At 63.4% G+C, this 25,079-nt stretch carries 25 protein-coding genes, 1 tRNA gene and 2 riboswitches; of the genes, 9 read left to right on the forward strand and 17 right to left on the reverse strand.

From position 1 onward, the window contains the following. Positions 1-222: 222 nt before the first annotated feature. The 3 genes from HMPREF0372_RS13130 to HMPREF0372_RS13135 all read right to left on the reverse strand — a co-directional run bounded on the left by HMPREF0372_RS13130 (position 223) and on the right by HMPREF0372_RS13135 (position 1,293). Complete coding sequence (locus HMPREF0372_RS13130) at positions 223-519, reverse strand: hypothetical protein (protein ID WP_007493334.1); 297 nt, start codon at positions 517-519, stop codon at positions 223-225. A gap of 1 nt (position 520) precedes the next feature. After that, positions 521-1,066: a hypothetical protein gene (locus tag HMPREF0372_RS19340; protein ID WP_080568047.1), complete on the reverse strand. Its 546-nt coding sequence runs from the start codon at positions 1,064-1,066 to the stop codon at positions 521-523. 141 nt (positions 1,067-1,207) lie between these two features. Continuing rightward, positions 1,208-1,293, reverse strand: a tRNA-Leu gene (locus tag HMPREF0372_RS13135). 103 nt (positions 1,294-1,396) lie between these two features. Here HMPREF0372_RS13135 and HMPREF0372_RS13140 point away from each other — a divergent pair. Further along, complete coding sequence (locus HMPREF0372_RS13140) at positions 1,397-2,242, forward strand: pyridoxamine kinase (RefSeq protein WP_007493340.1); 846 nt, start codon at positions 1,397-1,399, stop codon at positions 2,240-2,242. Between the two features lie 43 nt (positions 2,243-2,285). Here the strand turns inward: HMPREF0372_RS13140 and HMPREF0372_RS13145 are convergent, their stop codons facing one another. Further along, positions 2,286-3,317, reverse strand: a complete 1,032-nt coding sequence (locus HMPREF0372_RS13145) for a Gfo/Idh/MocA family protein (RefSeq protein WP_007493342.1) — start codon at positions 3,315-3,317, stop codon at positions 2,286-2,288. 64 nt (positions 3,318-3,381) lie between these two features. Beyond that, positions 3,382-4,917, reverse strand: a complete 1,536-nt coding sequence (locus HMPREF0372_RS13150) for a putative polysaccharide biosynthesis protein (RefSeq protein ID WP_131971410.1) — start codon at positions 4,915-4,917, stop codon at positions 3,382-3,384. A 566-nt stretch (positions 4,918-5,483) separates the two neighbouring features. Here HMPREF0372_RS13150 and HMPREF0372_RS13155 point away from each other — a divergent pair. The 6 genes from HMPREF0372_RS13155 to HMPREF0372_RS13180 all read left to right on the forward strand — a co-directional run bounded on the left by HMPREF0372_RS13155 (position 5,484) and on the right by HMPREF0372_RS13180 (position 11,372). Continuing rightward, positions 5,484-6,260 carry an enoyl-CoA hydratase-related protein gene (locus tag HMPREF0372_RS13155; protein WP_007493348.1) on the forward strand — a complete coding sequence of 259 codons (777 nt, stop codon included), beginning with the start codon at positions 5,484-5,486 and terminating at the stop codon, positions 6,258-6,260. A gap of 87 nt (positions 6,261-6,347) precedes the next feature. Beyond that, positions 6,348-7,199, forward strand: a complete 852-nt coding sequence (locus tag HMPREF0372_RS13160; protein ID WP_039997529.1) for a 3-hydroxybutyryl-CoA dehydrogenase — start codon at positions 6,348-6,350, stop codon at positions 7,197-7,199. A gap of 99 nt (positions 7,200-7,298) precedes the next feature. After that, positions 7,299-8,462, forward strand: a complete 1,164-nt coding sequence (locus tag HMPREF0372_RS13165; protein WP_007493351.1) for an acyl-CoA dehydrogenase — start codon at positions 7,299-7,301, stop codon at positions 8,460-8,462. A 24-nt stretch (positions 8,463-8,486) separates the two neighbouring features. Continuing rightward, the gene (gene acrB, locus HMPREF0372_RS13170) at positions 8,487-9,287 is read left to right on the forward strand and encodes an acryloyl-CoA reductase electron transfer subunit gamma (RefSeq protein ID WP_007493353.1); all 801 of its coding nucleotides are present in this window, start codon (positions 8,487-8,489) and stop codon (positions 9,285-9,287) included. Between the two features lie 23 nt (positions 9,288-9,310). Beyond that, positions 9,311-10,414 (forward strand): acryloyl-CoA reductase electron transfer subunit beta, encoded by a 1,104-nt coding sequence (gene acrA, locus HMPREF0372_RS13175; RefSeq protein WP_007493355.1) that lies wholly within the window; start codon positions 9,311-9,313, stop codon positions 10,412-10,414. A 109-nt stretch (positions 10,415-10,523) separates the two neighbouring features. Continuing rightward, entirely contained in the window at positions 10,524-11,372 is an 849-nt protein-coding gene (locus HMPREF0372_RS13180) for a DMT family transporter (protein WP_007493356.1), read from the forward strand. 24 nt (positions 11,373-11,396) lie between these two features. Here the strand turns inward: HMPREF0372_RS13180 and HMPREF0372_RS13185 are convergent, their stop codons facing one another. The 12 genes from HMPREF0372_RS13185 to HMPREF0372_RS13235 all read right to left on the reverse strand — a co-directional run bounded on the left by HMPREF0372_RS13185 (position 11,397) and on the right by HMPREF0372_RS13235 (position 23,188). After that, the gene (locus HMPREF0372_RS13185) at positions 11,397-12,851 is read right to left on the reverse strand and encodes a sodium-dependent transporter (RefSeq protein WP_007493358.1); all 1,455 of its coding nucleotides are present in this window, start codon (positions 12,849-12,851) and stop codon (positions 11,397-11,399) included. Between the two features lie 81 nt (positions 12,852-12,932). After that, positions 12,933-13,205 carry a DUF6514 family protein gene (locus tag HMPREF0372_RS13190; RefSeq protein ID WP_009259012.1) on the reverse strand — a complete coding sequence of 91 codons (273 nt, stop codon included), beginning with the start codon at positions 13,203-13,205 and terminating at the stop codon, positions 12,933-12,935. A 246-nt stretch (positions 13,206-13,451) separates the two neighbouring features. Beyond that, positions 13,452-14,750 (reverse strand): dihydrolipoyl dehydrogenase family protein, encoded by a 1,299-nt coding sequence (locus tag HMPREF0372_RS13195; RefSeq protein ID WP_007493364.1) that lies wholly within the window; start codon positions 14,748-14,750, stop codon positions 13,452-13,454. A 3-nt stretch (positions 14,751-14,753) separates the two neighbouring features. Continuing rightward, complete coding sequence (gcvPB, locus tag HMPREF0372_RS13200) at positions 14,754-16,175, reverse strand: aminomethyl-transferring glycine dehydrogenase subunit GcvPB (RefSeq protein WP_007493366.1); 1,422 nt, start codon at positions 16,173-16,175, stop codon at positions 14,754-14,756. After that, positions 16,172-17,479 (reverse strand): aminomethyl-transferring glycine dehydrogenase subunit GcvPA, encoded by a 1,308-nt coding sequence (gene gcvPA / locus HMPREF0372_RS13205; RefSeq protein ID WP_007493368.1) that lies wholly within the window; start codon positions 17,477-17,479, stop codon positions 16,172-16,174. The genes gcvPB and gcvPA overlap by 4 nt, the downstream gene beginning before the upstream one ends. A 1-nt stretch (position 17,480) precedes the next feature. Then, the gene (gene gcvH, locus HMPREF0372_RS13210; RefSeq protein ID WP_007493369.1) at positions 17,481-17,861 is read right to left on the reverse strand and encodes a glycine cleavage system protein GcvH; all 381 of its coding nucleotides are present in this window, start codon (positions 17,859-17,861) and stop codon (positions 17,481-17,483) included. A gap of 82 nt (positions 17,862-17,943) precedes the next feature. Beyond that, positions 17,944-19,008: a glycine cleavage system aminomethyltransferase GcvT gene (gene gcvT, locus HMPREF0372_RS13215; RefSeq protein WP_039997532.1), complete on the reverse strand. Its 1,065-nt coding sequence runs from the start codon at positions 19,006-19,008 to the stop codon at positions 17,944-17,946. Positions 19,009-19,067: 59 nt separating this feature from the next. Continuing rightward, positions 19,068-19,129: riboswitch (glycine riboswitch) on the reverse strand. A gap of 3 nt (positions 19,130-19,132) precedes the next feature. Beyond that, a riboswitch (glycine riboswitch) is annotated at positions 19,133-19,218 on the reverse strand. Between the two features lie 63 nt (positions 19,219-19,281). Continuing rightward, positions 19,282-19,887 (reverse strand): hypothetical protein, encoded by a 606-nt coding sequence (locus tag HMPREF0372_RS13220; protein WP_007493373.1) that lies wholly within the window; start codon positions 19,885-19,887, stop codon positions 19,282-19,284. Continuing rightward, positions 19,884-20,093: a 4Fe-4S binding protein gene (locus tag HMPREF0372_RS19345; RefSeq protein WP_007493376.1), complete on the reverse strand. Its 210-nt coding sequence runs from the start codon at positions 20,091-20,093 to the stop codon at positions 19,884-19,886. The genes HMPREF0372_RS13220 and HMPREF0372_RS19345 overlap by 4 nt, the downstream gene beginning before the upstream one ends. 197 nt (positions 20,094-20,290) lie before the next feature. Next, positions 20,291-20,977, reverse strand: a complete 687-nt coding sequence (locus tag HMPREF0372_RS13225) for a hypothetical protein (RefSeq protein WP_007493380.1) — start codon at positions 20,975-20,977, stop codon at positions 20,291-20,293. Positions 20,978-21,129: 152 nt separating this feature from the next. After that, positions 21,130-22,536, reverse strand: coding sequence for a Sapep family Mn(2+)-dependent dipeptidase (locus tag HMPREF0372_RS13230; protein WP_007493383.1), 1,407 nt, complete (start codon positions 22,534-22,536; stop codon positions 21,130-21,132). A gap of 4 nt (positions 22,537-22,540) precedes the next feature. After that, complete coding sequence (locus HMPREF0372_RS13235; RefSeq protein WP_007493385.1) at positions 22,541-23,188, reverse strand: helix-turn-helix transcriptional regulator; 648 nt, start codon at positions 23,186-23,188, stop codon at positions 22,541-22,543. A gap of 122 nt (positions 23,189-23,310) precedes the next feature. On the opposite strand from HMPREF0372_RS13235, the gene HMPREF0372_RS13240 reads away from it, so the two are divergent. Further along, positions 23,311-23,832: a transcription repressor NadR gene (locus HMPREF0372_RS13240; protein WP_007493387.1), complete on the forward strand. Its 522-nt coding sequence runs from the start codon at positions 23,311-23,313 to the stop codon at positions 23,830-23,832. Between the two features lie 142 nt (positions 23,833-23,974). After that, positions 23,975-25,079 (forward strand): Na+/H+ antiporter NhaC family protein (locus HMPREF0372_RS13245; protein WP_230979302.1); only part of this gene is annotated, 1,105 nt, incomplete at its 3' end.

The following is a 25,079-nucleotide window of genomic DNA, read 5'->3' on the forward strand; positions in this document are numbered from 1 at the left end:
CTTTTCAATTTGCGAAAATTATTGTACCTTATCTCACAACCCAGCGCAGCGGTTGTGATTTGGGAAGGAGGAGCAGCAAAATAAATGCGCTCTGACTTTTTAAAAAAGTCGGAGCAAACGATTTGACGTTTGCTCCGACGTGGTCTGAGTGTCATGAAAGGATCTGTGGAAAATACAGTAATATCAATGGTTTGTAAACGGGAAGCAAGGAGTTTTATCCAATCAAATCATATAATCGGAAATATCCTCCGCCTTTTTCCCTTTTTCTAATGCATCAAACTGCGCCTTGATTTGCTCATTCCGTTTAACATTCATGCCATTAGGAAGATATTTAAGGTCCTCTTCCTTGATGTCGATCTCTGCAATATCGTTTTTCTCACCGTATTGCGGGAAATTGACCAGCCAATAACCGTCTACTTCTTGTTCATAACAGATCCAACCCTGCATTCCTTTGTGTACGCCTTCCCGGGCATAGCTTTCTTTTTCCACAATCACTTCAACACAATCCATCATCTGCATTTTATTCACCTCCGTACGGTGTTGTCAGTCGTATCTCGCCGGTAGGCTCAACCATCCAACCTGATATAAACGATACTGTTCCATCGCCATTTCTTCTCGGGATTTCAATTCTGATACGTATTCTTTGACCTGCGAAATTTAACCTTCCCAATTCATAATTTCCAGATACATACTTTTCCCTTGCCTGTCGTTCTATTTCTTTTTGCAGCCAAAATGCATCCACAACTGTATAGCCCCATTCATGAAACAGTTTATCTTTCCCGTGTGGATGTTCACCTCTGGTATTAAACAAATATGGGTCAAATTTGCTGTATGCGCTATGTGCTGCAGCGTTGCTGACAACAATGGTATAAGGAATCGGGTCTAATGTGCAGTGACAGTATGGATGGTGCGGACAAAGCGGAGCTTTTTCCTTCTGAAACCAACAGTCATCCAGCCTCAAGCATTCCTCACAGTGAGTTTTGCCCTCTGAATGGTGCGTCCATTTGACCCAGCTTGGTAGTCCTGCACTCTTTTGTATTGTGCCGAAATATCGCTTATAGTACAACAGTTATTCCCCCTTAAAAGTACAAGAAAATTATTTTTCATAATATAGGGGGAAACAGGCAAAAAGCTGCATGTTTCTGTACAACTTTTTTAGAATAATTTTAGAAATAAAAAAATCGGAGTATCCCGGAGGATACTCCGATGGTGCGGGCGGCGGGAGTCGAACCCGCACACCATGAAGGTAACGGAACCTAAATCCGTCGAGTCTGCCAGTTCCACCACGCCCGCATGATAACTCAGTATACTATTCCCGTGCAAAATTGTCAATTGCACTCTGCGGAGCGGGCAGTTATAATAGAGAAGAACGTAAACCGCAAGGGGGAAACCGACCATGAAACGTGCTCCGCGGATTGCCGCGATTCAGGATATCTCCGGCTTCGGCCGCTGCTCCACCACGGTGGTGCTGCCGGTATTGGCCGCCATGGGCGGGGAATGCTGCCCGCTGCTTACCGCCTGCCTCTCCGCCCACACCGCGTTTCCGGCCAGCGAGAAGGCCACCTTTCTGGATCTGACCGGCCAGATGGCGGGGACGGCGGCCCACTGGGCGGAACTGGGGGTGACCTTTGACGCCATCTACAGCGGCTTTCTGGGCTCTGCCGGGCAGATCGGGCTGATAGAGGACTTCTACCGCCAGTTCCGCCGGGAGGGGACGCTGGTGTTGGTGGACCCGGTGATGGGGGACCACGGGAAGCCCTACCGCACCTACACGCCGGAGCTGTGCGGGCGTATGCGGGATCTGGCGGCCCAGGCGGACGTGATCACCCCCAACCTGACCGAGGCGGCGCTGCTGCTGGAGGAGGACTACGCCGATCTGCCCCGGGACGAAGAGGGGCTGCGGGCGTGGCTGGAGCGGCTGAGCCTGGATGGGCGGCGCTCGGTGGTGCTCACCGGGGTGAGCCTCCGGCCGGGCGCCATCGGCGCGGGCTGCTTCGACCGGGCCACAGGGCGCATCCGCTTTGCTATGGCCAGGCAGGAGCCCGCCCAGTTCCCCGGAACCGGCGATCTTTTCGCCAGCGTGGTGCTGGGGGCGATGCTCCGGGGGGAGCCGCTGGAGACAGCGGCCCAGCGGGCGGCGGAGTTTGTCCAGCGGTGCGCAGCCCACACCCTGGCGCTGGGCACCCCGGTTCTGGAGGGGGTCCAGTTCGAGCCGCTGCTGGGAGAGCTGATGCAGAGATAAGGGAATCCCCATGCCGCCGTACTTCGGCGGCAGGGGGATTTGTCTATTGGGCGGACTGGTCCAGGCGGGTGAGCAGGCGCTCCAGACGGACGGCCTGCTCCAGGGTGCAGTACTCCACCGGGCGGCCCTCCACCAGATCCAAAAACGCCGCGGCCTGCCGCGCAAAGCGGAGCCCGGGCGGCTCGGCGAGGTGCTCCGAACGCGCCTCCCCCTCCGGGGCGTAGGGACCGTCCGGGGCTTTGGGCCAGTAAGTGAGGACGCCTTCCTCCACACTGGCGCGGAGAAGCCCGCCCTCGCCGGAGATGCACAGGTGGATGCCGTCCAGCCCTACCCGGCTGACGGAGACGCTGCACAGCGCCCCGCCGGCCCCCCGGCCGCAGAACACAAAGGCGTCGTCGTTCTCCACACAGGTGTTTCCCTGACCGTCCGGACGGCGGGTGGGGAGGAAGGTGCCGCCGTAGCCGGCGGCCTCGGCCAGCTCCACGCCTGCTGCATATTGGAGCAGGTCCAGCAGGTGGCTGCCGAAGTCGCCCAGAGCACCGCTGCCGGAGGCGGAGCGGCGCATCCGCCACTCCAGAGGGACCGCGGGATTGGCCAGGCGGGTGCCGCCCTGGCTGGCCTGGGCCAGATAGACCCGCCCCATCCGCTGGCGGAGGAGAGAGCGCAGCCGCTCCACCACGGCGGTATAGCGGTAGACATAGGCCACCATCACCCTGGCGTCCCGCCGGGCCAGCAGCCGCTCCGCCTGCCCCGGCGGGGCGGTCTGGAGCCCCAGGGGTTTTTCCAGAAGCACGGCCTTGCCCCGCTCCACCGCGCGCTCGGTATAGGGCAGGTGGAACTGGTTGGGAGTGCAGAGCACCACTGCGTCCACCACGTCCAGCAGCTCCTCCAGGCGGGTGGTCATCCGTACCCCGTCAAGCCCGTGCCGGATACACAGCCGCCGGCAGCCCTCCAGGGTGCGGCTGCATACGGCGGTGACGGTACAGCGCCCCGCCTGGGCCAGAAAGCCCTCCACGTGCCGGTCGGCGATGGCCACCGTGGTGCCCGCGCCGACGATTCCAATCCGAATTCCCATACGTCCGCTCCTTTTTTCAGCTTCACTCCATCATAGCACGGAGCGGGACGTTTGCAAAGCGGTTTCAGCGCAGGCGGAACAGGCGGCGCAGGTGGATGCCCTGAGCCTGGAGGGCGGCCAGGTAGAGCACGCCGCCGAACAGCAGGCAGGCCAGGGCGGCGGGGAGAGCCTCCAGGCCGGCGCGGCGGAGCACCTGGAACAGAAGGTTGATCACCAGCCCCATGAGCAGGGCGGAGAGGGCGGGGGCGGTGCACCACTGAAAAATCTGGGCCCGCAGGCCGGTGGCCCGGCGGACGGCCCACCAGTTGAGGAGTACCCCCAGGGCGGCGGAGGCGAGAAAGCCCGCCACATAGCCCCTGAGTCCCACGCCGGGCAGGCCCATGAGGAAGAAGGTACAGCCGAGCTGCACCACGCCGCAGAGGATGGAGTTGCGGGCGGCGGCCCCCGGACGGCCCACGCCGTTGAGGGCGGAGGCGAGGACGGACTGGTAGCAGGACAGGAGCACCCCGACGGACAGGGGGAGAATAGAGCGGCCCACGGTGGGTTCCCGGAACAGGGCGGCGCCCAGGGTGGGGCCCAGCACCACCAGAAAGGCCATGGCGGGGAGGATCAGCACCGAGGTGGCCAGCATGGAGCGGTCTACCCGGTGCTGCACCAGACCCCGCTGCCCCAGGGCGGCGCCTTCAGCCAGCTTGGGCACCAGCACCAGGCCCAGCGCCCCGATGAAGGCGGTGGGCAGGCAGAGCATGGGCAGGGTCATGCCGCACAGCACGCCGAAGGCGCTCATGGCCTCCGAGACCTCCGCCCCCGCGTGGACCAGCCGCTGGGGGATGAGCACAGAGGTGGCCGAGCCCATCAGGTTGCCCAGCAGGCTGGTCAGCCCGATGGGGACAGCGATGGAGGCGATGCGGCGGTTGAGCTGCCGGTGCTCCAGCGGCGCGCCGGTCAGGCCGCCCGCCCGGTTCAGATGCCGCCGGGCCAGCAGGAGCAGGGTAACGGCGGAGAACAGCTCGCACAGGATCATGCCGGTGACAATCAGCCCCACCGTCCGCTCCGGGTTCTGGGGGAGAAAGACCACCAGCAGCCCCAGCACCGCTCCGGTGCGGATGAACTGTTCACACAGCTCCACCGCCGCCGGCGGACGGATGTTGCCCGTGCCATAGAAGAAGTGCTTGTGCAGGTTTTCCACCCCGGTGAGCAGGATGCAGGGCAGCAGGAGCAGCAGGCCCAACTGGGTGCGGGCGTCCCCCAGCAGATAGACCGAGATGGGGTCGTAGAGCAGGACCACCACCGCAGCCACCGCCGCAAAGAGGAGGAGAAACACCGCCAGGCAGCGGCGGAGCACCTGGGCGATGGCGGCCCGGTTGCCCCTGGCGTGATACTGGGAGGAGAGGTTGGACACTGCCACCGTCAGACCCACGGCGGTGAGGGCCATGATGACGGAGAACACCGGCATGATGAGCTGGTACAGCCCCATGACCTCCGCGCCGATCAGCCGGGAGAGCAGGATGCGGTACACGAACCCGAGAAATTGGGAGACGATACTGGTGCCCGTGAGGATCAGGGTACCGTAGAGCATAGAGGTACGGTCGAGTTTCAAGGCGCACCCTCCTTTCCCTAAACCCTATTCACCACGGGTTGTCCCCCATACGCGGGAAAATCTTTGACAAAACGGCCGCAAGCGCGTATGATAAATCCATTCATACTTTGTAGTATGGAAGAAAGGGCCAACCGTGGCGGCCAAAGTGATCCATGTGCCCTGATGTTCCCCAGCAGCGCGCCGGCTCTCCTGTTCAAACACTGCGGGAGGGCACCGGGCCCAGCATACCGGGCCTTCCACATGGGCAATGGATACCGCCCCATGTTCCTGTCCATGGCCGATCTGCCTGTGCGGGATGCGCTGCCGGGCTGCGGGTATGAGTGGAGACCGCCCGGCTGGTCTGCCATGAAAAACCGGCCGGTTTGCTGATTATCCTGAGAGATCTGGAGTGGCCTTTTCCTGATTTATGCATCCTGACCACAAATTTTGATAAAAAAATAACGCTTTTTTCTTGCATTTCACTTGCCTGTTGGCGTGGAAAGCAGTATACTTATTAGGAAGGTTTGTGTTAAAAAAATAACGATTATAATCGCAGGCTTTGATATTGGATTAAGGAGGCAGAACAAATGGGATTTGTGAAGCTGGAAAAGCAGGGCCATGTGGGCATCGTGACGATCGACCGTCAGGAGGCCCTGAACGCCCTGAACAGCCAAGTTCTGAGCGATCTGGACGCGGTTATCGACCAGGTGGCGGCGGACGATGAGATCTATGTGATGATTCTGACCGGCGCGGGCCGCTCCTTTGTGGCGGGAGCCGACATCGGCGAGATGAAGGGCTTCTCCTCGATCGACGGCAAGAAGTTCGGCGTGCACGGCGGCGGCGTGTTCCTCAAGCTGGAGAACCTGTCCAAGCCCGTGATTGCGGCGGTAAACGGCTTCGCCCTGGGCGGCGGCTGTGAGCTGAGCATGGCCTGCGACATCCGACTGGCCAGCGAGAAGGCCCGGTTCGGCCAGCCCGAGGTGGGCCTGGGCATTACCCCCGGCTTCGGCGGCACCCAGCGGCTGCCCCGCATCGTGGGCGTCAGCAAGGCTATGGAGCTGATTCTGACAGCCAAGACCATCAAGGCCGACGAGGCCAAGGCCATCGGCCTGGTCAGCGAGGTCTACCCCGCCGAGGAGCTGATGGATAAGGCCATGGAGCTGGCCAACGCGATCTGCGCCAACGCCCAGATCGCCGTGTGCGAATCCAAGCGCTGCATCCGCATGGGCATGCAGACCGACATCCACACCGGCTCCGCTTTCGAGGCCGAGGCCTTCGGCGTTACCTGCGGCACCGAGGACAAGAACGAGGGCATGGGCGCGTTCCTGGAGAAGCGGGCTGAGAAGCACTTCCAGAACCGGTAAGCGGTACATATGACGCCTGTCATCGCAAACCTGTCCGACCAGGTATGGAATGTTCTGATCAAACCAATAGAAAAGAGGTTTTTTACTATGAAGAAGATTGTGGTCATCGGCGGCGGTACCATGGGGCTGGACATCGCCCAGGTATTTGCCCGCAACGGCTATGACGTTGTGGTGCGCGACATCAAGGACGAGATCATCCAGGCCAGCGAGGCCCGGCTGAACAAGGGCCTGGATAAGCTGGTGAGCAAGGGCAAGCTGGACGAGGCCAAGAAGGCTGAGATCCTGTCCCACATGAGCTTCACCACCGAGCTGGCCGCCGCTGCCGATGCCGATCTGGTGGTGGAGGCCGCCATCGAGAACCTGGACATCAAGAAGAGCATCTTCGCGGAACTGGACAGCCTCTGCAAGCCGGAGACCATCCTGGCCTCCAACACGTCCTCCATCTCCATCACCGCCATCGCGGCGGCCACCAAGCGCCCCGACAAGTTCATCGGCATGCACTTCTTTAACCCCGCCACCGTCATGAAGCTGGTGGAGGTCATCCGGGGCGCCCACACCTCCGATGAGACCTACAAGACCATTGCCGAGCTGGCCGCCGCCATCGGCAAGGAGCCCGTTGAAGTCAATGAGGCCCCCGGCTTTGTGGTGAACAAGATTCTGGTTCCCATGATCAACGAGGGCATCGACCTGGTCTACACCGGCGTGGCCAGTGTGGAGGGCGTGGACACCGCCATGAAGCTGGGCGCCAACCACCCCATGGGCCCCCTGGCCCTGGGCGATCTGATCGGCCTGGACGTATGCCTGGCCATCATGGATACCCTGTACGACGAGACCCACGATCCCAAGTACCGCGCCTCCCTGCTGCTGCGCAAAATGGTCCGCGCCGGCAAGCTGGGCCGTAAGACCGGCATCGGCTTCTACGACTACTCCAAAAAGTAAACAGGGCAGACGCAGTTCCCTATGCGAGCAACGACGGGCGGGAGCCCCTGACTCCCGCCCGCCCGTTCTGAAATATAAATCTTAGGAGGAAGGCAACAAATGGATCTGCACCTTTCCAGAGAGCAGGAAATGCTCCGCAAGATGTACCGTGACTTCGCCGAAAATGAAGTCAAGCCCCTGGCCGAGTGGGTGGACGAGAACGAGGCGTTCCCCGAGGAAACCGTCAAGAAGATGGCGAAGCTGGGGATGATGGGCATCTATTTCCCCAAGGAGTACGGCGGCGCCGGCGCGGACGTTCTGTCCTATGTCATGGCCGTCGAGGAGATGAGCAAGGTCTGCGGCACCACCGGCGTTATCATCTCCGCCCACACCTCCCTGTGCTGCGCTCCCATCTATGAGAACGGCACCGAGGAGCAGAAGAAGTATTACCTGCCCAAGCTGTGCTCCGGCGAGTGGATCGGCGCGTTCGGTCTGACCGAGCCCGGCGCCGGCACCGATGCCCAGGGCCAGCAGACCACCGCCGTGCTGGACGAGAAGGGGGAGAACTGGATCCTCAACGGCTCCAAGATCTTCATCACCAACGCCGGCTACGCCAACGTGTTCGTGATCTTTGCCATCACCGGCGTTACCACCGACAAGCGCGGCCGCAAGAAGAAGGAGATCTCCGCCTTCATCGTGGAGCGCACCGACCCCGGCTTCTCCGTGGGCAAGCACGAGAAGAAGATGGGCATCAAGGGCTCCTCCACCTGTGAGCTGATTATGGAGGACTGCATTATCCCCAAGGACCGCCTGCTGGGCAAGCAGGGCAAGGGCTTCGGTATCGCCATGAAGACCCTGGACGGCGGCCGTATCGGTATTGCCTCCCAGGCCCTGGGTCTGGCCGAGGGAGCCATCGAGGAGACCATCAAGTACACCAAGGAGCGCGTCCAGTTCGGCCGGCGCATCTCCCAGTTCCAGAACACCCAGTTCCAGCTGGCTGACATGCACGCCAAGACCGAGGCGGCCAAGTGGCTGGTGTACTCCGCGGCCATGAAGAAGGAGAACCATGAGCCCTACACTGTGGACGCCGCTATGGCCAAGCTGGTGGCGGCTGAGACGGCCAGCGACGTGACCCGCCGCTGCGTGCAGCTGTTCGGCGGCTATGGCTACACCCGTGAGTACCCCATGGAGCGCATGATGCGCGACGCGAAGATCACCGAGATCTACGAGGGTACCAGCGAGGTGCAGCGCATGGTCATCTCCGCCAACCTGGGCGTGAACTAAAGGAACTGGAGGGAAAATTACGATATGAAATGCATCGTTTGTGTCAAGCAGGTACCTGATACCTCCGGCGTGGTGGCGGTGAAGGAAGACGGCACCATGGACCGCGCGGCCATGGCCACCATCACCAACCACGACGACCTGGCTGCGGTTGAGGCCGCGCTGCGCATCAAGGACGCCACCGGCTGCAAGGTGGTTGTGGTCTCCATGGGCCCTCCTCCCGCCGAGGGGATGCTGCGTGAGCTGCTGGCCATGGGCTGCGATGAGGCCGTGCTGGTCTCCGCCCGCGAGTTCGGCGGTTCCGATACTTACGCCACCTCTCAGATTCTCGCCGCCGCCATCAAGAAGGTGGGCGTGGACGAGGACGACATCGTGTTCTGCGGCCGCCAGGCCATCGACGGCGACACCGCCCAGGTGGGCCCCCAGATCGCCGAGAAGCTGCACCTGCCCCAGGTCTCCTATGTGGCGGAGATCGCGGTGGAGAACAAGGCCGTCACCGTGAAGCGTCTGCTGGAGGACGGCTACATGACCATCAAGGTTCAGACGCCCTGCCTGCTGACCTGCGTGAAGGAGCTGAACGACGCCCGCTACATGAGCGTGGGCGGCATCATGGAGTGCTACAACAAGCCTCTGGAGATCTACAACTACGAGACTCTGAAGGACGATCCCCTCATCGACGTGGATACCATCGGCCTGAAAGGCTCTCCCACGAATGTGTACAAGTCCTTCTCTCCCCCGGTGAAGGGCGCCGGTATGATGATGGAGGGCGCCGACAAGGCGACCGTCGAGAAGCTGGTCTCCATCCTCAACGACAAGCACATCATCTGATAGAGTGAAAGGAGAGCAACACAATGGCTTTTGATAGTAAGGATACCGCCGCCTTCAAGGGCGTATGGGTTTTCTGTGAGCAGCGCGAGGGCGTGATTATGTCCACCAGCTACCAGCTCCTCTCCGAGGGCCGCAAGCTGGCCAACGACCTGGGCGTGGAGCTGTGCGGCGTGGTGCTGGGCAAGGACATCAAGGAGGACTACCTGAAGGCCCTGGGCGGCTACGGCGCCGACAAGGTGTACTACTGCAACCACGAGCTGCTGGATGTCTACACCACCGACGCCTACACCAAGGTCATCTGTGACCTGGTGGAGGACAAGAAGCCCGAGATCTTCCTCATCGGCGCCACCAACATCGGCCGTGACCTGGGCCCCCGCTGCGCGGCCCGCCTGCACACCGGCCTGACCGCCGACTGCACCCACCTGGACGTGGACGTGGAGAAGTACAAGGCCTTCCTGAAGACCACCTCCACCATCGACGTGGACAACACCAAGTTCGAGGAGAACACCAACCTGAAGATGACCCGTCCGGCCTTCGGCGGTCACCTGATGGCCACCATCATCTGCCCCCGCTTCCGTCCCCAGATGTCCACCGTGCGTCCCGGCGTCATGCAGACCCAGCCCTATGACGAGGCCGGCGCCGCGAAGACGGAGATCGTCAACGTGGACGTGAAGCTGGACAAGTCCGACATCCATGTGGATGTGCTGGAGGTCAAGAAGGCCGCCAAGAAGCTGGTCGATCTGATCGGCGCCGACGTGGTGGTTTCCGTGGGCCGCGGCATCAGCAAGGACGTCGAGGGCGGCATCAAGCTGGCTGAGGAGCTGGCGGGCGTCCTGGGCGGCGTCGTGGGCTCCTCCCGCGCCTGTGTCGACGCGGGCTGGATCTCCGCCGACCACCAGGTGGGCCAGACCGGCAAGACAGTGCACCCCCGCATCTATGTGGCCCTGGGCATCTCCGGCGCCATCCAGCACCTGGCTGGCATGCAGGACTCCGAGTGCATCATCGCGGTGAACAAGAACGAGTCCGCCCCCATCTTCGACGTGGCTTCTTACGGCATCGTGGGCGACCTCTACAAGGTCACCCCCATGCTCATCGAGGCCATCCGCGCCGCCAAGGCCGCGAAGTAAGAGGCACATTGCGCCACCAATACAGCGGAGGCCCTCCCCGGAGGGCCTCCGCTTTCTATCACAGCGGGGGAGGGGTTCCATAGCGGAGCGGAACGCAAAACTGATTCTCATGGTGGGTGTGCTGGGCGTCTCCGCCTCGGCCATTCTGGTGCGGTTTTCCCAGGCGCCGTCCGGGGTGACCGCAGCCTACCGCCTGGGCTGGACGGTGCTCCTGTTGCTTCCGGTAGTGCTCCTGCGGTGCCGTGCGGAACTGAGGCGGGTGACGGCGCGGGATTTGGTCCTGTGCGGGGCCAGCGGCGTTCTGCTTGCACTCCACTTTCTCACATGGTTTGAGTCCCTTAAGCGTACCAGCGTGGCCTCCTCCACGGTGCTGGTGAGCACCGAGGTGATTTTCACCGCCCTGGGCTTCGCCCTGTTCCTGCATGGAAAAATCCCACGGCTGGGGGTGTGGGCCATTCTCCTGGCCTTTGGGGGCAGCGCCCTGCTGGCCCTCTCCGGAGGCGGCGGGGCAGGGGAGCTGTCCGGCAACCTGCTGGCCCTGGCTGCGGCCTCGGCCGCCGCCGTCTATACCCTCATCGGACGGATACAGCGGGGCCATCTGTCTACCACGGTCTACACCTTTCTGACCTATCTGGCCTGCTTTCTCACCCTGCTGTTGGGCACCGCCGCGGCGGGGACGCCCCTGACGGGCTACGGCGGCCGGGAGTGGCTCATCGGTCTGGCGTTGGCGGTGCTGTGCACTCTCCTGGGACACAGCCTGTTTAGCTGGTGCCTCAAGTACCTGTCCCCATCCTACGTGTCCGCCGCAAAGCTGTGTGAGCCGGTCTTCTCCTCCCTGGCGGCCATCCCACTGTTCGGAGAGGTGCCCGGTCCACTCCAGCTTGCCGGAGGCGCGGCGGTGCTGGGAGCTGTCCTCCTCTACACCTGGGCGGAGCGTGAAAAAACTCCTGCCGGATGAGTCCGGCAGGAGTTTTTTCAGTCGTTAGGCGCCGAGGGCGGCCACGATAAAGGGCTTGAACTTGTCCCAGTAGCCCATGATGAAGATGATGAGCACAATGACGGGCAGGACGTACTTGAAGTAGAGGCGGAACTGGGCGGGGAAGCGGACGCCTCTGCCCTGGTTTGCTTCTTCCAGGAAGTGGTCGTAGCCCCAGCCATACTTTTTGGATACACAGCAGAACAGCAGGTAGATCATGGAGCCGATGGGGAGCAGGTTGTTGCTCACCAGGAAATCCTCCCAGTCCATAATGCCCATGCCCAGGGCCTTCACGCCGCTCCACAGGTTGTTGCCCAGCAGACAGGGCAGGCTCAGCAGGAAGATGAGCACCAGATTGGCCAGTACCGCCCTGCCACGGGAGATACCGAAGCGGTCCATCCAGCAGGCGAGGATATTCTCAAACACGGCGGTTACGGTGGACAGGGCGGCAAAGAACAGGAAAACGAAAAACAGCGCGCCCCAGAGCTGGCCGCCCGGCATGGCGTTGAACACATTGGGCAGGGTCACAAAGATCAGGCTGGGGCCCTGGCCGGGGTTGACGCCGAAAGCGAAGGCGGAGGGGAAGATGATCAGGCCGGAGACAAAGGCAACGCAGGTGTCCAGAACGCCCACGTTGATGGCCTCGCCGAACAGGCGGCGCTCCTTGCCGATGTAGCTGCCGAAAATGGCCATGGCGCCAATACCCAGGCTGAGGGTGAAGAAGGCCTGTCCCATGGCGTCATAGATGGCGCGGAACAGCCGAAAGCTGCCGTCGGCATCGTACATCAGGTTGTGGAAGTTGGGCACCAGGTAGAACTTCACGCCCTCCATGGCACCGGGAAGGGTGAGGGCGCGGACGGCCAGCACTACCAGCAGGGCCAGCAGGCAGAGCATCATGGCCTTGTTGACCTTCTCCACGCCGTTTTTCAGGCCGCGGCTGCAGATCAGCATACCCAGCACCACCACGATGCCCATGAACAGAAGCTGAATTCCTACGTTGCCCTGCATGGCGCCGAAAGCGTTTTCCACACCGGCGGCATCCAGGCCCCGGAATTCGCCGGCAGCCACCTTGAAGAAGTAAAGCAGCAGCCAGCCGGCGATGGTGGTGTAGAACATCATCAGCAGGTAATTGCCCGCCATGCCGAACCAGCCGTACCAGTGCCACTTGCTCCCCTTGGGCTCCAGGACCTGAAAGGAGGCCAGGATGCTCTTCCGGCTGGCCCGGCCCACGGAAAACTCCATGGCCATGATGGGCAGGCCCATGATGACCAGGAACAGCAGATAGATCAGCACAAAGGCCGCGCCGCCGTACTGCCCCACGATGTAGGGGAACCGCCAGACGTTGCCCAGGCCGATGGCGCACCCGGCGGAGATGAGCACAAAGCCCAGCCGGGACGCAAAGGTCTCTCTCTCTTTCACAATTGCATACCCTCCTTGGATCAGCCGCCACACGCGCAGCATTACACACATAATAGCGGATTTTGGAAGGTATGTCAATCAAAAGCGGCGCGTAACCCTTGTGTCATGGCGGAACGGGTACTTTTAAAGCCAATCAAGAACCACGTCCCGCAGGGTGACGGGGGAGACGCAGTTGCGCCGGAGGAGCTCCAGAAGCTGGTCAATGCGCTCCACGCTGACCGTGATGTTGGGCACCGATGCCTCCTCTCCGCCCGGTCCTGCCACCTTAACTCCATAGCTCTCGCAGGACAGGCCGCCGCTCAGCTCCATCTCGTCCACCAGAATGTAATACTGGAAGGAGTGTGCAGTGCCGTCCTCCTCTTCCCCCGTACAGGTATCGACTAATAGTTCCCTCATCTTGTATCTGCTCCCTTCTTCTTTGATCCGTAAGACCATTATATTGTATTTTCCAGCATTTGTAAAGGAGCGATCACCGCAGGTTTCGACACGGGAGGGCGGTTATGTCACCCGCAGAGAGGACTTCTGTCAACGAAAGCGCGAAGAAGTGGAGAGAACGGCGAGAATGGTCGAATTTGAGGGAGTGAATGTGGAAAGAAAAGAGGCGCCCGCCGGCGGTGGACGCCTCTTTGTGGAAAAAAGGGGCTAGGAGAGGGGGAAGGCCGCCTCCACGGCCTCGGAAATGGCCTCGGCAAAGGTGGGATGGGGGCGCACCGGGCGGAGTAGCTGCTCCGCCGTCAGCTCCAGCGTGACCGCCAGGGCGAGCTCGGAGATGAGATCGGTGGCCCGGTAAGAGCACAACTGAGCCCCCAACAGGGCGCGGCTCTCCCGGTGGAATACCAGCTTGACAAAGCCCCGCTTTCCCCCCTCGATGAGGGTACGGGCGTTGCCCCCCAGCACACACTTGCCGGCGGCACAGGGGATGCCCCGGGCCCTGGCCTCGTCGGCGGTGAGTCCCACCTGGGCCAGCTCCGGGCTGGTGTAGACGCAGGCGGGGATGGGGGCCACTCCGCGGAGGGGGGTGCGGCCCAGCAGGAGGTCGGCCACAAAGCGCCCCTCCGCCTCTGCCTTGTGGGCCAGCATGGCCCCGCCGATGGCGTCCCCGATGGCATAGAGGGAGGGGATGGAGGTGCGGAACTGTCCGTCCACCCGGAGGAACCCCCGCTCCAGCTCCGGCAGGAGGTCCCCGGCAAAGAGGCCGCCGGTGGCGGGCCGCCGCCCGGTGGCCACCAGGACAGCGTCGGCCTCCAGCCGGCGCGCCTCTCCCCGGTGGGTGAAGGCGACGGCAGGGCCGGGGGTGGCGCCGGTGACGTCGGCTCCGGTGAACACCTCCACCCCGTCCTGCCTGAGCTGCGCGGCCAGACTCTGGCCCAGCTCCCGCTCCAGGGTGGGCAGGAGGCGGGGGGCCGCCTCCAGAATGGTGACGCGGGCGCCTGCGGCGGCCCAGACACACGCCAGCTCCACCCCGATCACTCCGCCGCCGATGATGGCCAGACGGTCCAGGGGACGCAGATCGGAAAGCAGGCCGTCGCTGGTGACTACACCGGGTGTGTCCAGGCCGGGGATGGGGGGCAGGGCGGGCTCGGAACCCGCGGCGACCAGGATGTGGGCCGCCTCGTAGGCCGCGCCCCCCGCCTCCACCGTGTGTGGGCCGGTGACCACCGCCCGGTAAGGGATGAGTTCCACCCCGGCGGCCCGGAGCTGCTTCTCCTGGCCGGCGCGGAGGGTGGACACCACCCGCTCCACCTCTGCGGCCAGGGCGGGCCAGTCACAGCCCGGTCCCGCCCCGTGGAGGAGGGCCTTGGTGGGGACGCACCCCCGGTTGAGGCAGGTGCCCCCCACCTGGCGGGGCTCAAAGAGGGCCACGGACAGGCCGCCCTGCGCGGCCCGGAGGGCGGCGGCGCAGCCGCCGGGCCCTCCGCCGATGACAATCAGCTCATGCACGGCTCAACCCTCCGGGAAGGCGTACCGCACCACCGGGCGGCGGGCGGCGGCGGTCTCGTCGGGGCGGCCCACAGGCGTGCTCGCCGGGGCGGCGTGGAGGGCCTCCGGCTCCTCCTTCGCCCGGCGCAGAATCTCCGCCAGCACCGCCGCCGCCTCGTCCAGCGTCTCGGGGGACTCGGTCTCGGTAGGCTCGAACATCAGCGCCTCGTGGACGATCAGGGGGAAATACATGGTGGGCGGGTGGATGCCCGCGTCCAGCATGGCCTTGGCCACGTCCAGGGCGGATACCCCCGTCTCCTTCTTCAGCTCCTCCAGGGTGAGCACAAACTCGTGCATGCACAGGCCGGGGAAGGCGGCGGTATAGCCCGCCTCCTCCAGCTTCCTTTTGAGGTAGTTGGCGTTGAGCACCGCCGTGTGGGCGGCCTCGGCCACGCCGGTGTTTCCCAGCCGCAGCAGGTAGGCCAGGGCCCGCACCACCACCAGGAAGTTGGCGTGGAAGGCCCGCACCTGACCGATGGAGTGCTCTCCGCCGTTGCGGCACAGGGCGGAGCCGGGCAGGAAGGGGGCCAGAAAGGCCTTGCACCCCACCGGGCCGCTGCCCGGGCCGCCGCCGCCGTGGGGGGTGGCGAAGGTCTTGTGGAGGTTGAGGTGGCACACGTCAAAGCCCATGTCGCCCGGCCGGGCCACCCCCATGATGGCGTTGAGGTTGGCCCCGTCGTAGTAGACGAGGCCCCCGGCGGCGTGGACGAGGGCGGTGAGCGCTAGGATATCTTTCTCAAAGAGCCCCACAGTGTTGGGATTGGTGAGCATCAGCCCCGCCGTGTCGGGGCCGCAGGCGGCCCGCAGGGCCTCCAGATCCACCAGCCCCTCGGGGGTGGAGGGGATGTTTTTGACGGTGAAGCCCGCCATGGCGGCGGAGGCCGGGTTGGTGCCGTGGGCGGAGTCGGGCACCAGGATCACCGTGCGGCCCGTGTCCCCCCGGCTGTGGTGGTAGGCCTTGATGAGCAGCAGGCCCAGGAATTCCCCATGGGCTCCTGCGGCGGGCTGGAGGGTGACGGCATCCATGCCGGTGATCTCACAGAGCAGGCGCTCTGTCCAATTCAGGACGGCCTGAGCGCCCTGCACGGTGTGGGCGGGCTGGAGGGGGTGCAGGCCGGTAAAGCCGGGCAGGGCGGCGGCCCCCTCCCCCAGCTTGGGGTTGTACTTCATGGTGCAGGAACCCAGGGGGTAGAAGCCGTCGCACACGCCGAAGGCCCGGCGGGCGAGGGCCTGATAGTGGCGGGACAGGTCGCTCTCCCCCAGCTCCGGCAGGCGGGGGACCGTTTTCCGCCGGTACTTCTCCGGCAGGGGGGCGGCGGGCACGTCCAGAGACGGCAGAAGATCGTTCCCCCGGCCAGGGCGGCTGCGCTCAAAAATCAGCTTCATCTGTCCAGCACCTCCTTGACAATGGACACGGCCTCGTCCAGCTCGGCGCGGCTCTGCTTCTCCGTGGCGCACCACAGCAGCCCGCCCTCCACCGGCCAGCCCCCCAGGATGCCGCGCGCCTCCAGGGCGGAAAGCACCTTCTGGGGTTCGGGCAGATCGGTGACAAACTCGTGGAAGAAGGGGCCGGGGTAGCGCAGGGACACGCCGGGCAGCCGGCACAGCTCTGCGGCCAGGTAGTGGGCCTTAGCGTGGCACTGCTCGCCCACCTGCCGAAGCCCGTCCGGCCCCATGAGGGACAGGTAGACGGAGGCGGTGAGGGCGCACAGCGCCTCGTTGGAGCACACGTTGGACGAGGCCTTCTCCCGGCGGATGTGCTGCTCCCGGGCCTGCAGGGTGAGGACAAAGGCCCGCTCTCCCCGGCTGTCCCGGGTCTCTCCCACGATGCGGCCGGGCAGCCTGCGCATGAGGGACTGGGAGGCGGCCATGAAGCCCAGGTAGGGCCCGCCCCAGGACAGGGGGAGGCCCAGGGGCTGTCCCTCGCCCATGGCGATGTCCGCCCCGCAGGCGCCGGGGGACTCCAGCACCCCCAGGGCGGCGGGGTTGACCCCGACGATCAGTCTGGCCCCGGCGGCGTGTACCTGCGCGGCCAGGGCGGGCAGATCCTCAAGCTGGCCGAAGAAGTTGGGCTGCTGGACATAGACGCAGGCGGTGGTCTCATCCAGCAGTCCGGTGAGATTGGTGACGCCGTTTTCCGCCGGGGCCGCCGCCACCTCGGTACCCGCGCCGAAGCTGTAGGTCCGGATAGTGGAAATTACGTCCGGGTGGGCCGCGCTGGACACCACGGCCCTCGTCCGCTTCCGCTCCCGGCACATGGCCACCGCCTCCGCCGCGGCGGAGGCCCCGTCATACACCGAGGCGTTGGCCGCATCCAGGCCGGTGAGCTCACAGATCATGGTCTGGAACTCGAAGATGGACTGGAGCACCCCCTGGCTGATCTCCGCCTGATAGGGGGTATAGGCCGTGACGAACTCCTCCTTAGAGGCGATGCGGCTCACCGCCGCGGGGATGTAGTGGTCGTAAGCCCCGGCCCCCCGCAGGATGGTGCGGAAGCGGAGGTTCTGCTCCGCCAGGGCCTCCAGGGTGCGGCGGACCTCCAGCTCCGACTGGGGAGGGGGCAGGTTCAGGGGGGCGGTGAGGCGCACGGACTCCGGCACGTCCCAGTACAGCGCCTCCGGGCCGGACAGGCCCAGGGCGGCGTACTGGGCGGCCCGCTCCGCCGCGGCGGCGGGCAGATATCCGGCCATGTCAGCCCTCCTCCGCGGCACAGTGGACCTCGTAGGCCGCCGCGTCCAGCAGCTCCTCCTCATCGGTCATCTGCTCCACCTGGATCAGCCAGGCCCCGTAGGGGTCCTCGTTCACCAGGGCGGGATTGTCCAGCAGCTCCTCGTTGACCGCCTTTACCACACCGGACACAGGGGAGAGCACGTCGGACACCGCCTTCACCGACTCCACATCGCCGAGGGCCTCCCCGGCGGTGACAGGGTCCCCCTCCTGGGGCAGGTTGACAAAGACGATATCCCCCAGGGCGTGCTGGGCGAAGTCGGTGAGGCCGACGGTGCAGACGCCGTCCTCCTCCTTGAGCCACTCGTGGGATTTGGTGTAGCGCAGTTCCTCGGGAATGTTCATGGTGATAACCTCCTGTATAATTTAAGGTTGTTTTTATAAAATGAGCTGAAAAGGGGCGGCAGACGGCGTGGCCGGTTTGCCCTTATCCCCGCCGGTAGAAGGGCGTTTTGACCACCTGGGCGTCCACCCGGCGCCCCCGCACGTCCACCTGGAGCGGGGTGCCCGGCTCCTTGTACGCCGCGTCCACCAGGGCCAGGGCCACCGCCTGCCCCACCCAGGGGCAGTGGGTGCCGGAGGTGACCACGCCCACCTGCCGCCCGCCGTCGTACACCGGGCAGCCCTCCCGGGCGATGCCGCGCCCGGTCATTTGGAGACCCACCCGGCGGCGGGACACGGGGCGGGCCCGCTCCAGGGCGGCCTTGCCGATGAAGTCGGGCTTCTCAAGCTTGACGAAGATGCCCAGCCCTGCCTCGTAGGGGTTGATGGAGGGAGAGAGCTCGTGGCCGTAGAGGGGCATGGCGGCCTCCAGCCGCAGGGTATCCCGGGCCCCCAGGCCGCAGGGGAGGGCCCCGGCGGCCGTCAGCGCGTCCCAAAGGGCGGTGGCGTCCGCCGGGGCGCAGTAGAGCTCAAAGCCGTCCTCGCCGGTGTACCCGGTGCGGGAGACCAGGCAGGGCCGGCCGTCCACCGTGCCGTGGAGCACAGCGGTGTAGTTCTTCGCCGGAATGTCCGCCGTCAGGGTGCGCAGCAGCGCCTCCGCACCGGGCCCCTGGAGGGCGAGCTGGGCCGTCTGATCGGAGAGATCCTCCAAAGTGCAGTCCCCGGCCAGGTGGGCGGTCATCCAATCCCGGTCCTTGCCGATGTTGGAGGCGTTGACCACCGCCAGCCAGGCCGTGTCCGAACAGCGGTAGACGATCAGATCGTCCACCACGCCTCCGTCCTCGTAGCACATGGGGGAATAGCGGGCCTGGCCGTCCGCCATGCCGGAAAAGTCGTTGGTCATGAGCCGGTTGAGGTTGGCCAGGGCGTCGGGGCCCCGGAGGAGCAGCTCTCCCATGTGGCTGACGTCGAACAGGCCGCAGCCGGTGCGCACGGCCCTATGCTCGGCGATGACGCCGGAGTACTGCACCGGCAGCAGCCATCCGGCAAAGGGAACCAGCTTGCCCCCCGCCGCCGTGTGGCGGTCGTAGAGCGGAGTTTTGCGTTCCATTTCCATGCCCTCCTTTAAAATTGGGGTCAAAAAAAGCGCATGGCAATGCTGCCATGCGCCTCTGTTCGGTTGCCTGAGAGTTTTGCCCCCGTCGGCGCGGACTGCGGTCCGCTTTCCAGAGCCTCGTCCGGGGCCGGTCCTTCTGCCTGAGAGATCACTGCGCTGCCCCTTCGGCGGCGGCGGTGTGCCGCGCTCTCCCCACCCCATCATCCGACCATATGAACTTCAGTAGGACTTCTATACTTTATAGTATACGGGACGGAGGGGAAAATGTCAACTACCTTCTGCCGGAGAGTGGAGGGCGGCCTCTCCCCGGTGCTTCCCCCGGCAGATAAGCTGGGTCATGGTGCCCATAGGGCAATACACACACCATGAGCGGGGTTTGAAAAGCACCATTGTGACCAGCCCCAGCACCGTAGAGGTGAGCATGACGCTGTAAAAGCCAAAGGCGAATTGGGCCACGCCGGGGGAAAAGAGGGTTCCATAGTAGGCCCAGTGCCAAGGCAGCCGGAACGTCCAAAGCAGAGTGACGGCCTGGCGCAGCTCCTGCGCGCCGGCAAAGACCAGATATGTGCTCCAGAGCATCTGGAAGAACATCAGCAGAAAAAAGCCCAAAAACCCGTAGCGGAACGCCTTGCTTTTCATCCACCGGGGAATATCGGCCCGCCGGGAGAGGCCGAAGCGTCCACCCAGCAGGCTGAACAACTGTCCCCGTCCACAAAAGCGGTTGCAGTAGCCCTTATCCCCGCCCGCAAAGGCGATGACCAGAGGGATGAAAAAGCAGAGGAGGCCCAACCAGGCAAAGAGGATGTTGAAGAAGCCCAACACCAGATAGAGGAGAGAGGCGATCCAGAGAAAGTCATACCAGCGCTTTTTCATGGGCGATTCTCCTCCAGTGTAATTATGGTAGCCGGGCACTCCGCCGCGCACTTGCCGCAGCCGACGCATCGGTCTGCATCCACCCGGGCTGTGATACCGTTCCAGATTCGGATGGCGGAGAGGGGACAGACGCGGACACAGCAGCCGCAGGCCACGCAATCCGCCCCGATCTTTGCCGTTCTTCGGTGGTGTTTTCGCAAATCCATAGGCAACCTCCTTACTGAGATGCGCCCAGTATAGGGGATGGACGGGGCTGCCGTCTGTGATAAACTCACACAGATGTGCGGAAGTGTACGGCCTGCCGTTCGGGGCGGCATCTGGCGCGGGCCATTTTTCGCATGACAGATGCCCCATGTATCGCAAAAGCGCCGCAGACTGAAACCAATCTGCGGCGCATGTGTACTCAGAAGTTGTAGTCAAGGATCAGCCAGTCCAGGTCGCTGAAATCCTGCTCATCCAGGGACCAGTAGTTGTCGTCGCCCAGGGTGATCTGCACCACCTTGCTCTGGGCCTCCAGATACTCCGCCTCGGGCAGCTTCTCCAAGGTCAGGTCGATGACCAGGCGGCACCACTCCGCGTCATAAGCGGCGTACTCCTCATCGGTCATGGAGTCCACGTCCTGGCTGTAGAGAGCTTCGGCGCGGGCGTCGGGGGTGTCGCCCCACAGGGCCTCGGCGACCCGGTCAAATACGTCCAGAGGCTCCACAGTGACTTTGACGCCGAAGGTGCTGTCGTCCACCTCCGTAGCGGTATCCACAGTGTACTTGGCCTTGGCGTAGACCTGCTTATACATGTCAACTACCTCGGCCTTGAGTTCGTCGGTCAGGTCGTCGATCAGGAAGGCGGAGGCGAAAAAGTCAGCCTCGGTCTCCAGGCTGGACAGGTAGGTTTCCTCAGCCTCATTCTCGGTAATGTCGATCAGCTCCAGGAAGTCGGGATCATAAACGCCTTTGTAGTTCTCGTCCAGAATACCCTGAACATACGTGGTGGCATCGTCGGCGCTGAGACCACCGCCGCCGCAGGCGGAAAGGGATAGGACGAAGGTGAGGGACAGAGCGGCTGCGGTAACACGTTTCCAGATTTTGCGCATAGGGGTTCCTCGCTTTCTCTTCTCTTTTTTGAGTTCCGGTTCTCTTTATTTTATATAGTACGCGCCGGGGCGCGGACCGGATGGGGAACGGCCTGCGGCGGAATTGCCGCAGCAAAGCCCATGGGCTTTGCTCAAGGGGGCTGAAGGCGGACTCAGCCGCACAGGTCGATGATGGCCTGGGTAAAGATCTTGGCGGCGGTGAGCTGGTCGGCAATGCAGGTGTGCTCGTCGGCGCCGTGCATGTTGCCGTTAAAGCCGGGCATACAGCAGCCGAAAGCCACGCCGCCGGGAATATCGTGGACGTAGGTGCCTCCGCCAATGGCCAGGCACTCCCCCTTGTAGTCGGTGTACTGCTCGTAGCACTTGAGCAGGGCCTTGACCAGCGGGGAGTCGGCGGGGGTGTGGTGGGGAGCGTCCATCTCGCCGGAGACGGAAAAGCCAAACTTGGAAAAAGATGCCTCTGCGGCGGCGCGGCAGTTCTCATCGCTGGCGCAGATGGGTACCCGGCTGTCAAACTGGCCCTCCAGGCCAGTACCGTTGACGGTCAGCAGGGAAAAGGCCAGGGTCAGCGCCCCGGACAGCTCATCGGACTGGGCGATGCCCAGGGCCTTGCCGGCGCAGTCGCCGTGGGGGAAGAGGGCGTTGAGCGCGTGGAGGGCGGCGGTGGAGCCCACCTTGGCCAGGGGAAGGGAGCAGAGCAGATGGAGCAGGCCGGTGATGGCGTTGACGCCCTCCTCCGGCAGGGAGGCGTGGGCGCCTTTGCCGCGGCAGAGGATGTGCAGGCTGTCCCCCTCCTCGCGCAGCTCGTAGCGCACGCCGGTCTCGGCGGCGGCCCGGTCGCAATAGGGACGGGCGGCGTCGGCGGACAGGCCGGCCACCAAGCACTCGGCCTCCGGCGGGAGCACGTTGATGCGGAAGCCGCCGCGGAACTCGGTCACCCGGGGGGTGGCGGTCTCCGCGGGCCAGGACTTGGTGAACACCGGCTTGTAGCTGCCCTTCTCGATGTTGATGAGGGGGAACTCCGCGTCGGGGGAGAAGGCATAGGGGGCGTAGGGCTCCCGGGCGTAGTAGTAGGCGATGTCGCTGGAGCCGCTCTCCTCGTCGGTGCCCATCAGCAGGCGGGCGTTGCGCCGGAGGGGGACGCCCAGCTCCTTCACGGCCTTCATGGCCAGCAGGACAGCGGCCACGGGGCCCTTGTCATCGTCGGTGCCCCGGCCGTAGAGCATGCCGTCCACCTCCTTGGGCGCATAGGGCTCCGTCACTGTCCAGCCGGTGCCCTCGCCCACCACGTCCAGGTGGCAGAGAATGTGAAGGGCGGTCTCCTTGTCGTTGAGATCGGCGGTGCCCACGTAGTTATCGTAGTTGCGGGTGGCAAAGCCCAGCTCTTCGGCCAGCTTCAGACCCTCTGCCAGGGCGGCGGCGGGGCCGGGGCCGAAGGGCATGCCGGGCAAGGGCTCCTCCCGCACGCTGCGAATGCGTACCAGCCGGGAGATGGCCTCCACCAGCTCAGCCCGGCGCTCAGGGGCGTCAAAATAGGCGTTGATTTTTTCCTCGTACATGGCGTTATTCCTCCTCGCTCTCCTCCGCATGGGCGCCGGTCAGCTCACCCAGGTATTTATAGACCGTATACCGGGAGACCTGGAGCCGCTTGGCCACAAAAGGCACCGACTTGCGGAAGGAGAAAGCGTTCTTTTGGTCCAGAAGGGCGATGATCTTCATCCGGTCCCGCTTGTTCAGGGCGCTGACCGGCTTGCCAACGGCGGCCAGACACTCGTCAAAGACATCGGCCAGACGGCTGTCCCCGCCGTGCCACAGGGCGCTCTGAAGGTCGGCCTCCGCGCTCATGAGGTCCACCAGAATGCGGTTGGCGTACACCAGGGAGCTGTAGTCGAAGTTGATGCCAAGGGCCAGGTTGTATCCCTCCCCGATGAGGTGGAAGGTGCTGCTCTTGATCTGCTGGCCCGATGGGGTGGTGGCGTAGAGATTGACGAAGTCGGTTACCAGAGCGTCCTCGTCCAGCTCCTTGGCGGTGCCCAGGATGTCCAGGGTGGAGCCCACGGTCCGGCCGGAGACGTGCCCGTTGTAGATGGACAGGATGGGGTGGCGGGGGTCCCCCATGTCGTGGACCAGGGTCTCACAGGTGGAGCCGAACATCTCCGCGATGCCGCGGGCCGTCCGGTCCAGAAATTCAAAGGCTTCCTCACGGTCCATTGCCACAGCTCCTTTCCAGCAAACGATCAACCTTATTCTAACCGGACGCCGGGGAAAAAGCAAGATGATTTACAGATGGAGCGGGAACTGGTATACTGGGAGAAGAAAGGGGGAATTGTCACATGTCAATGTCAGCCGCGCAGGCCAGGCGGCAGGCCGTGGCCCAGGCGCTGGAGGAGGCCGTGGAACCGGTGAGCGCCGCCGCCTTGGCCGAGCGCTTCTCCGTCAGCCGGCAGATCATCGTGGGCGATGTGGCCCTGCTCCGGGCCGGAGGGACGGATATCCTGGCCACGCCCCGGGGGTATCTCCTGGGCGGACGGGGAGGCGGCGTGGAGCGCACCGTGGCCTGTGTTCACGCTCCGGAGGAGATGGAGCGGGAGCTCAACGCCATCGTGGACGCCGGGGGCGAGGTGGTGGACGTAATCGTGGAGCACCCGGTTTACGGCCAGCTCACCGGACTGCTGGGGGTGCGCTCCCGGTACGACGTGGCTGAGTTCGTCCGGCGGGTGGAGGAGCACGGAGCCCGTCCGCTCTCAGCATTGACCGGCGGAATCCACCTGCACACGGTCCGCTGCCCCGATGAGAAAACGTTCCGCAGAGTGAGGAAATCACTGGAAACTGAGAACTTTTTGCTTAATATGTGAAATTTGACTTACTAAAGTGTGATGGTATATATTAAATTTGACGAAAAAGTATTGCCAAATTGTGAATGATGGTGTATCATAAGGTACGAATCCTAGGGTTGGGGAGGCTTTTAGGATTCGCATTAAATAAGGGAGGGTTATTATGAACTCACCACGCATGAGACGCTTTGGGAAACTCTTGCTCGTCGTATTCGCCCTTGCATGTGTTCTTACCACAGCCGCATTCGCAGAAGGTGACGCTGAGGTTGTCAGCGCGGTTCACGGTACCATCGCGTCCCTGCTGCCGCCCGTCGTGGCCATCGGCCTGGCGCTGATCACCAAGGAAGTCTACTCGTCGCTGTTCCTGGGTATCCTGGTTGGCTGCTTCCTGCAGGTCAACGGCAATCCCATCGACGCGTTCCAGTTCTTTGTCAGCCACCTGTGCTCCAATGCCGGCGGCAACATGGGTATCCTGATGTTCCTGGTCATCCTGGGCACCATGGTGGCCCTGATGATCCGGGCCGGCGGCTCCAAGGCCTACGGCGACTGGGCTGTGTCCCACATCAAGACCAAATCCGGCGCCCTGTGGTCCACCTTCATCCTGGCGATTGTGCTGGGCGTGGATGACTACTTCAACAACCTGACCACCGGCAACGTGATGCGCCCTGTGGCCGACGGCCACCACATCTCCCGCGCCAAGCTGTCCTACATGTGCGATGCCACTGCGGCGCCTGTTTGTATCATGATGCCCGTCTCCTCCTGGGCGGCGGCCGTTACCGGCGTAATCGGCAATGAGGAGGTCGGCTTCCAGATCTTCCTGCGGGCCATCCCCTTCAACTACTACGCCATCCTGACCCTGGTGTTCATCATTGTGATGACCTGCCTCAACATCGACTACGGCCCCATGCGTACCCACGAGCTCAACGCCGCCAAGGGTGACCTCTATACCACGCCTGAGCGTCCCTTCGCCGATGCCAAGGAGATGAAATTCAACCCCAACGGCAAGGTCATCGACCTGGTCATTCCTGTTATCATCCTGATCATCGGCTGCGTGTCCTCGATGATCTATGTGGGCTTCCAGAACGGAGGCCATGACCTCATCACCGCCTTTGCCAACACCTCCGCCTTTGATGCCCTGCCTCTGGGCTCTCTGATCGCCCTGATCATCAACATGATTTATTTCATGGTGCGCCGCTCCATGAAGTTCACCGAACTGATGGACTGCCTGCCCGAGGGCTTCAAGCAGATGGTGCCCGCCATCCTGATCC

It is taken from the genome of Flavonifractor plautii ATCC 29863 (assembly GCF_000239295.1).
GTDB lineage: Bacteria > Bacillota > Clostridia > Oscillospirales > Oscillospiraceae > Flavonifractor > Flavonifractor plautii.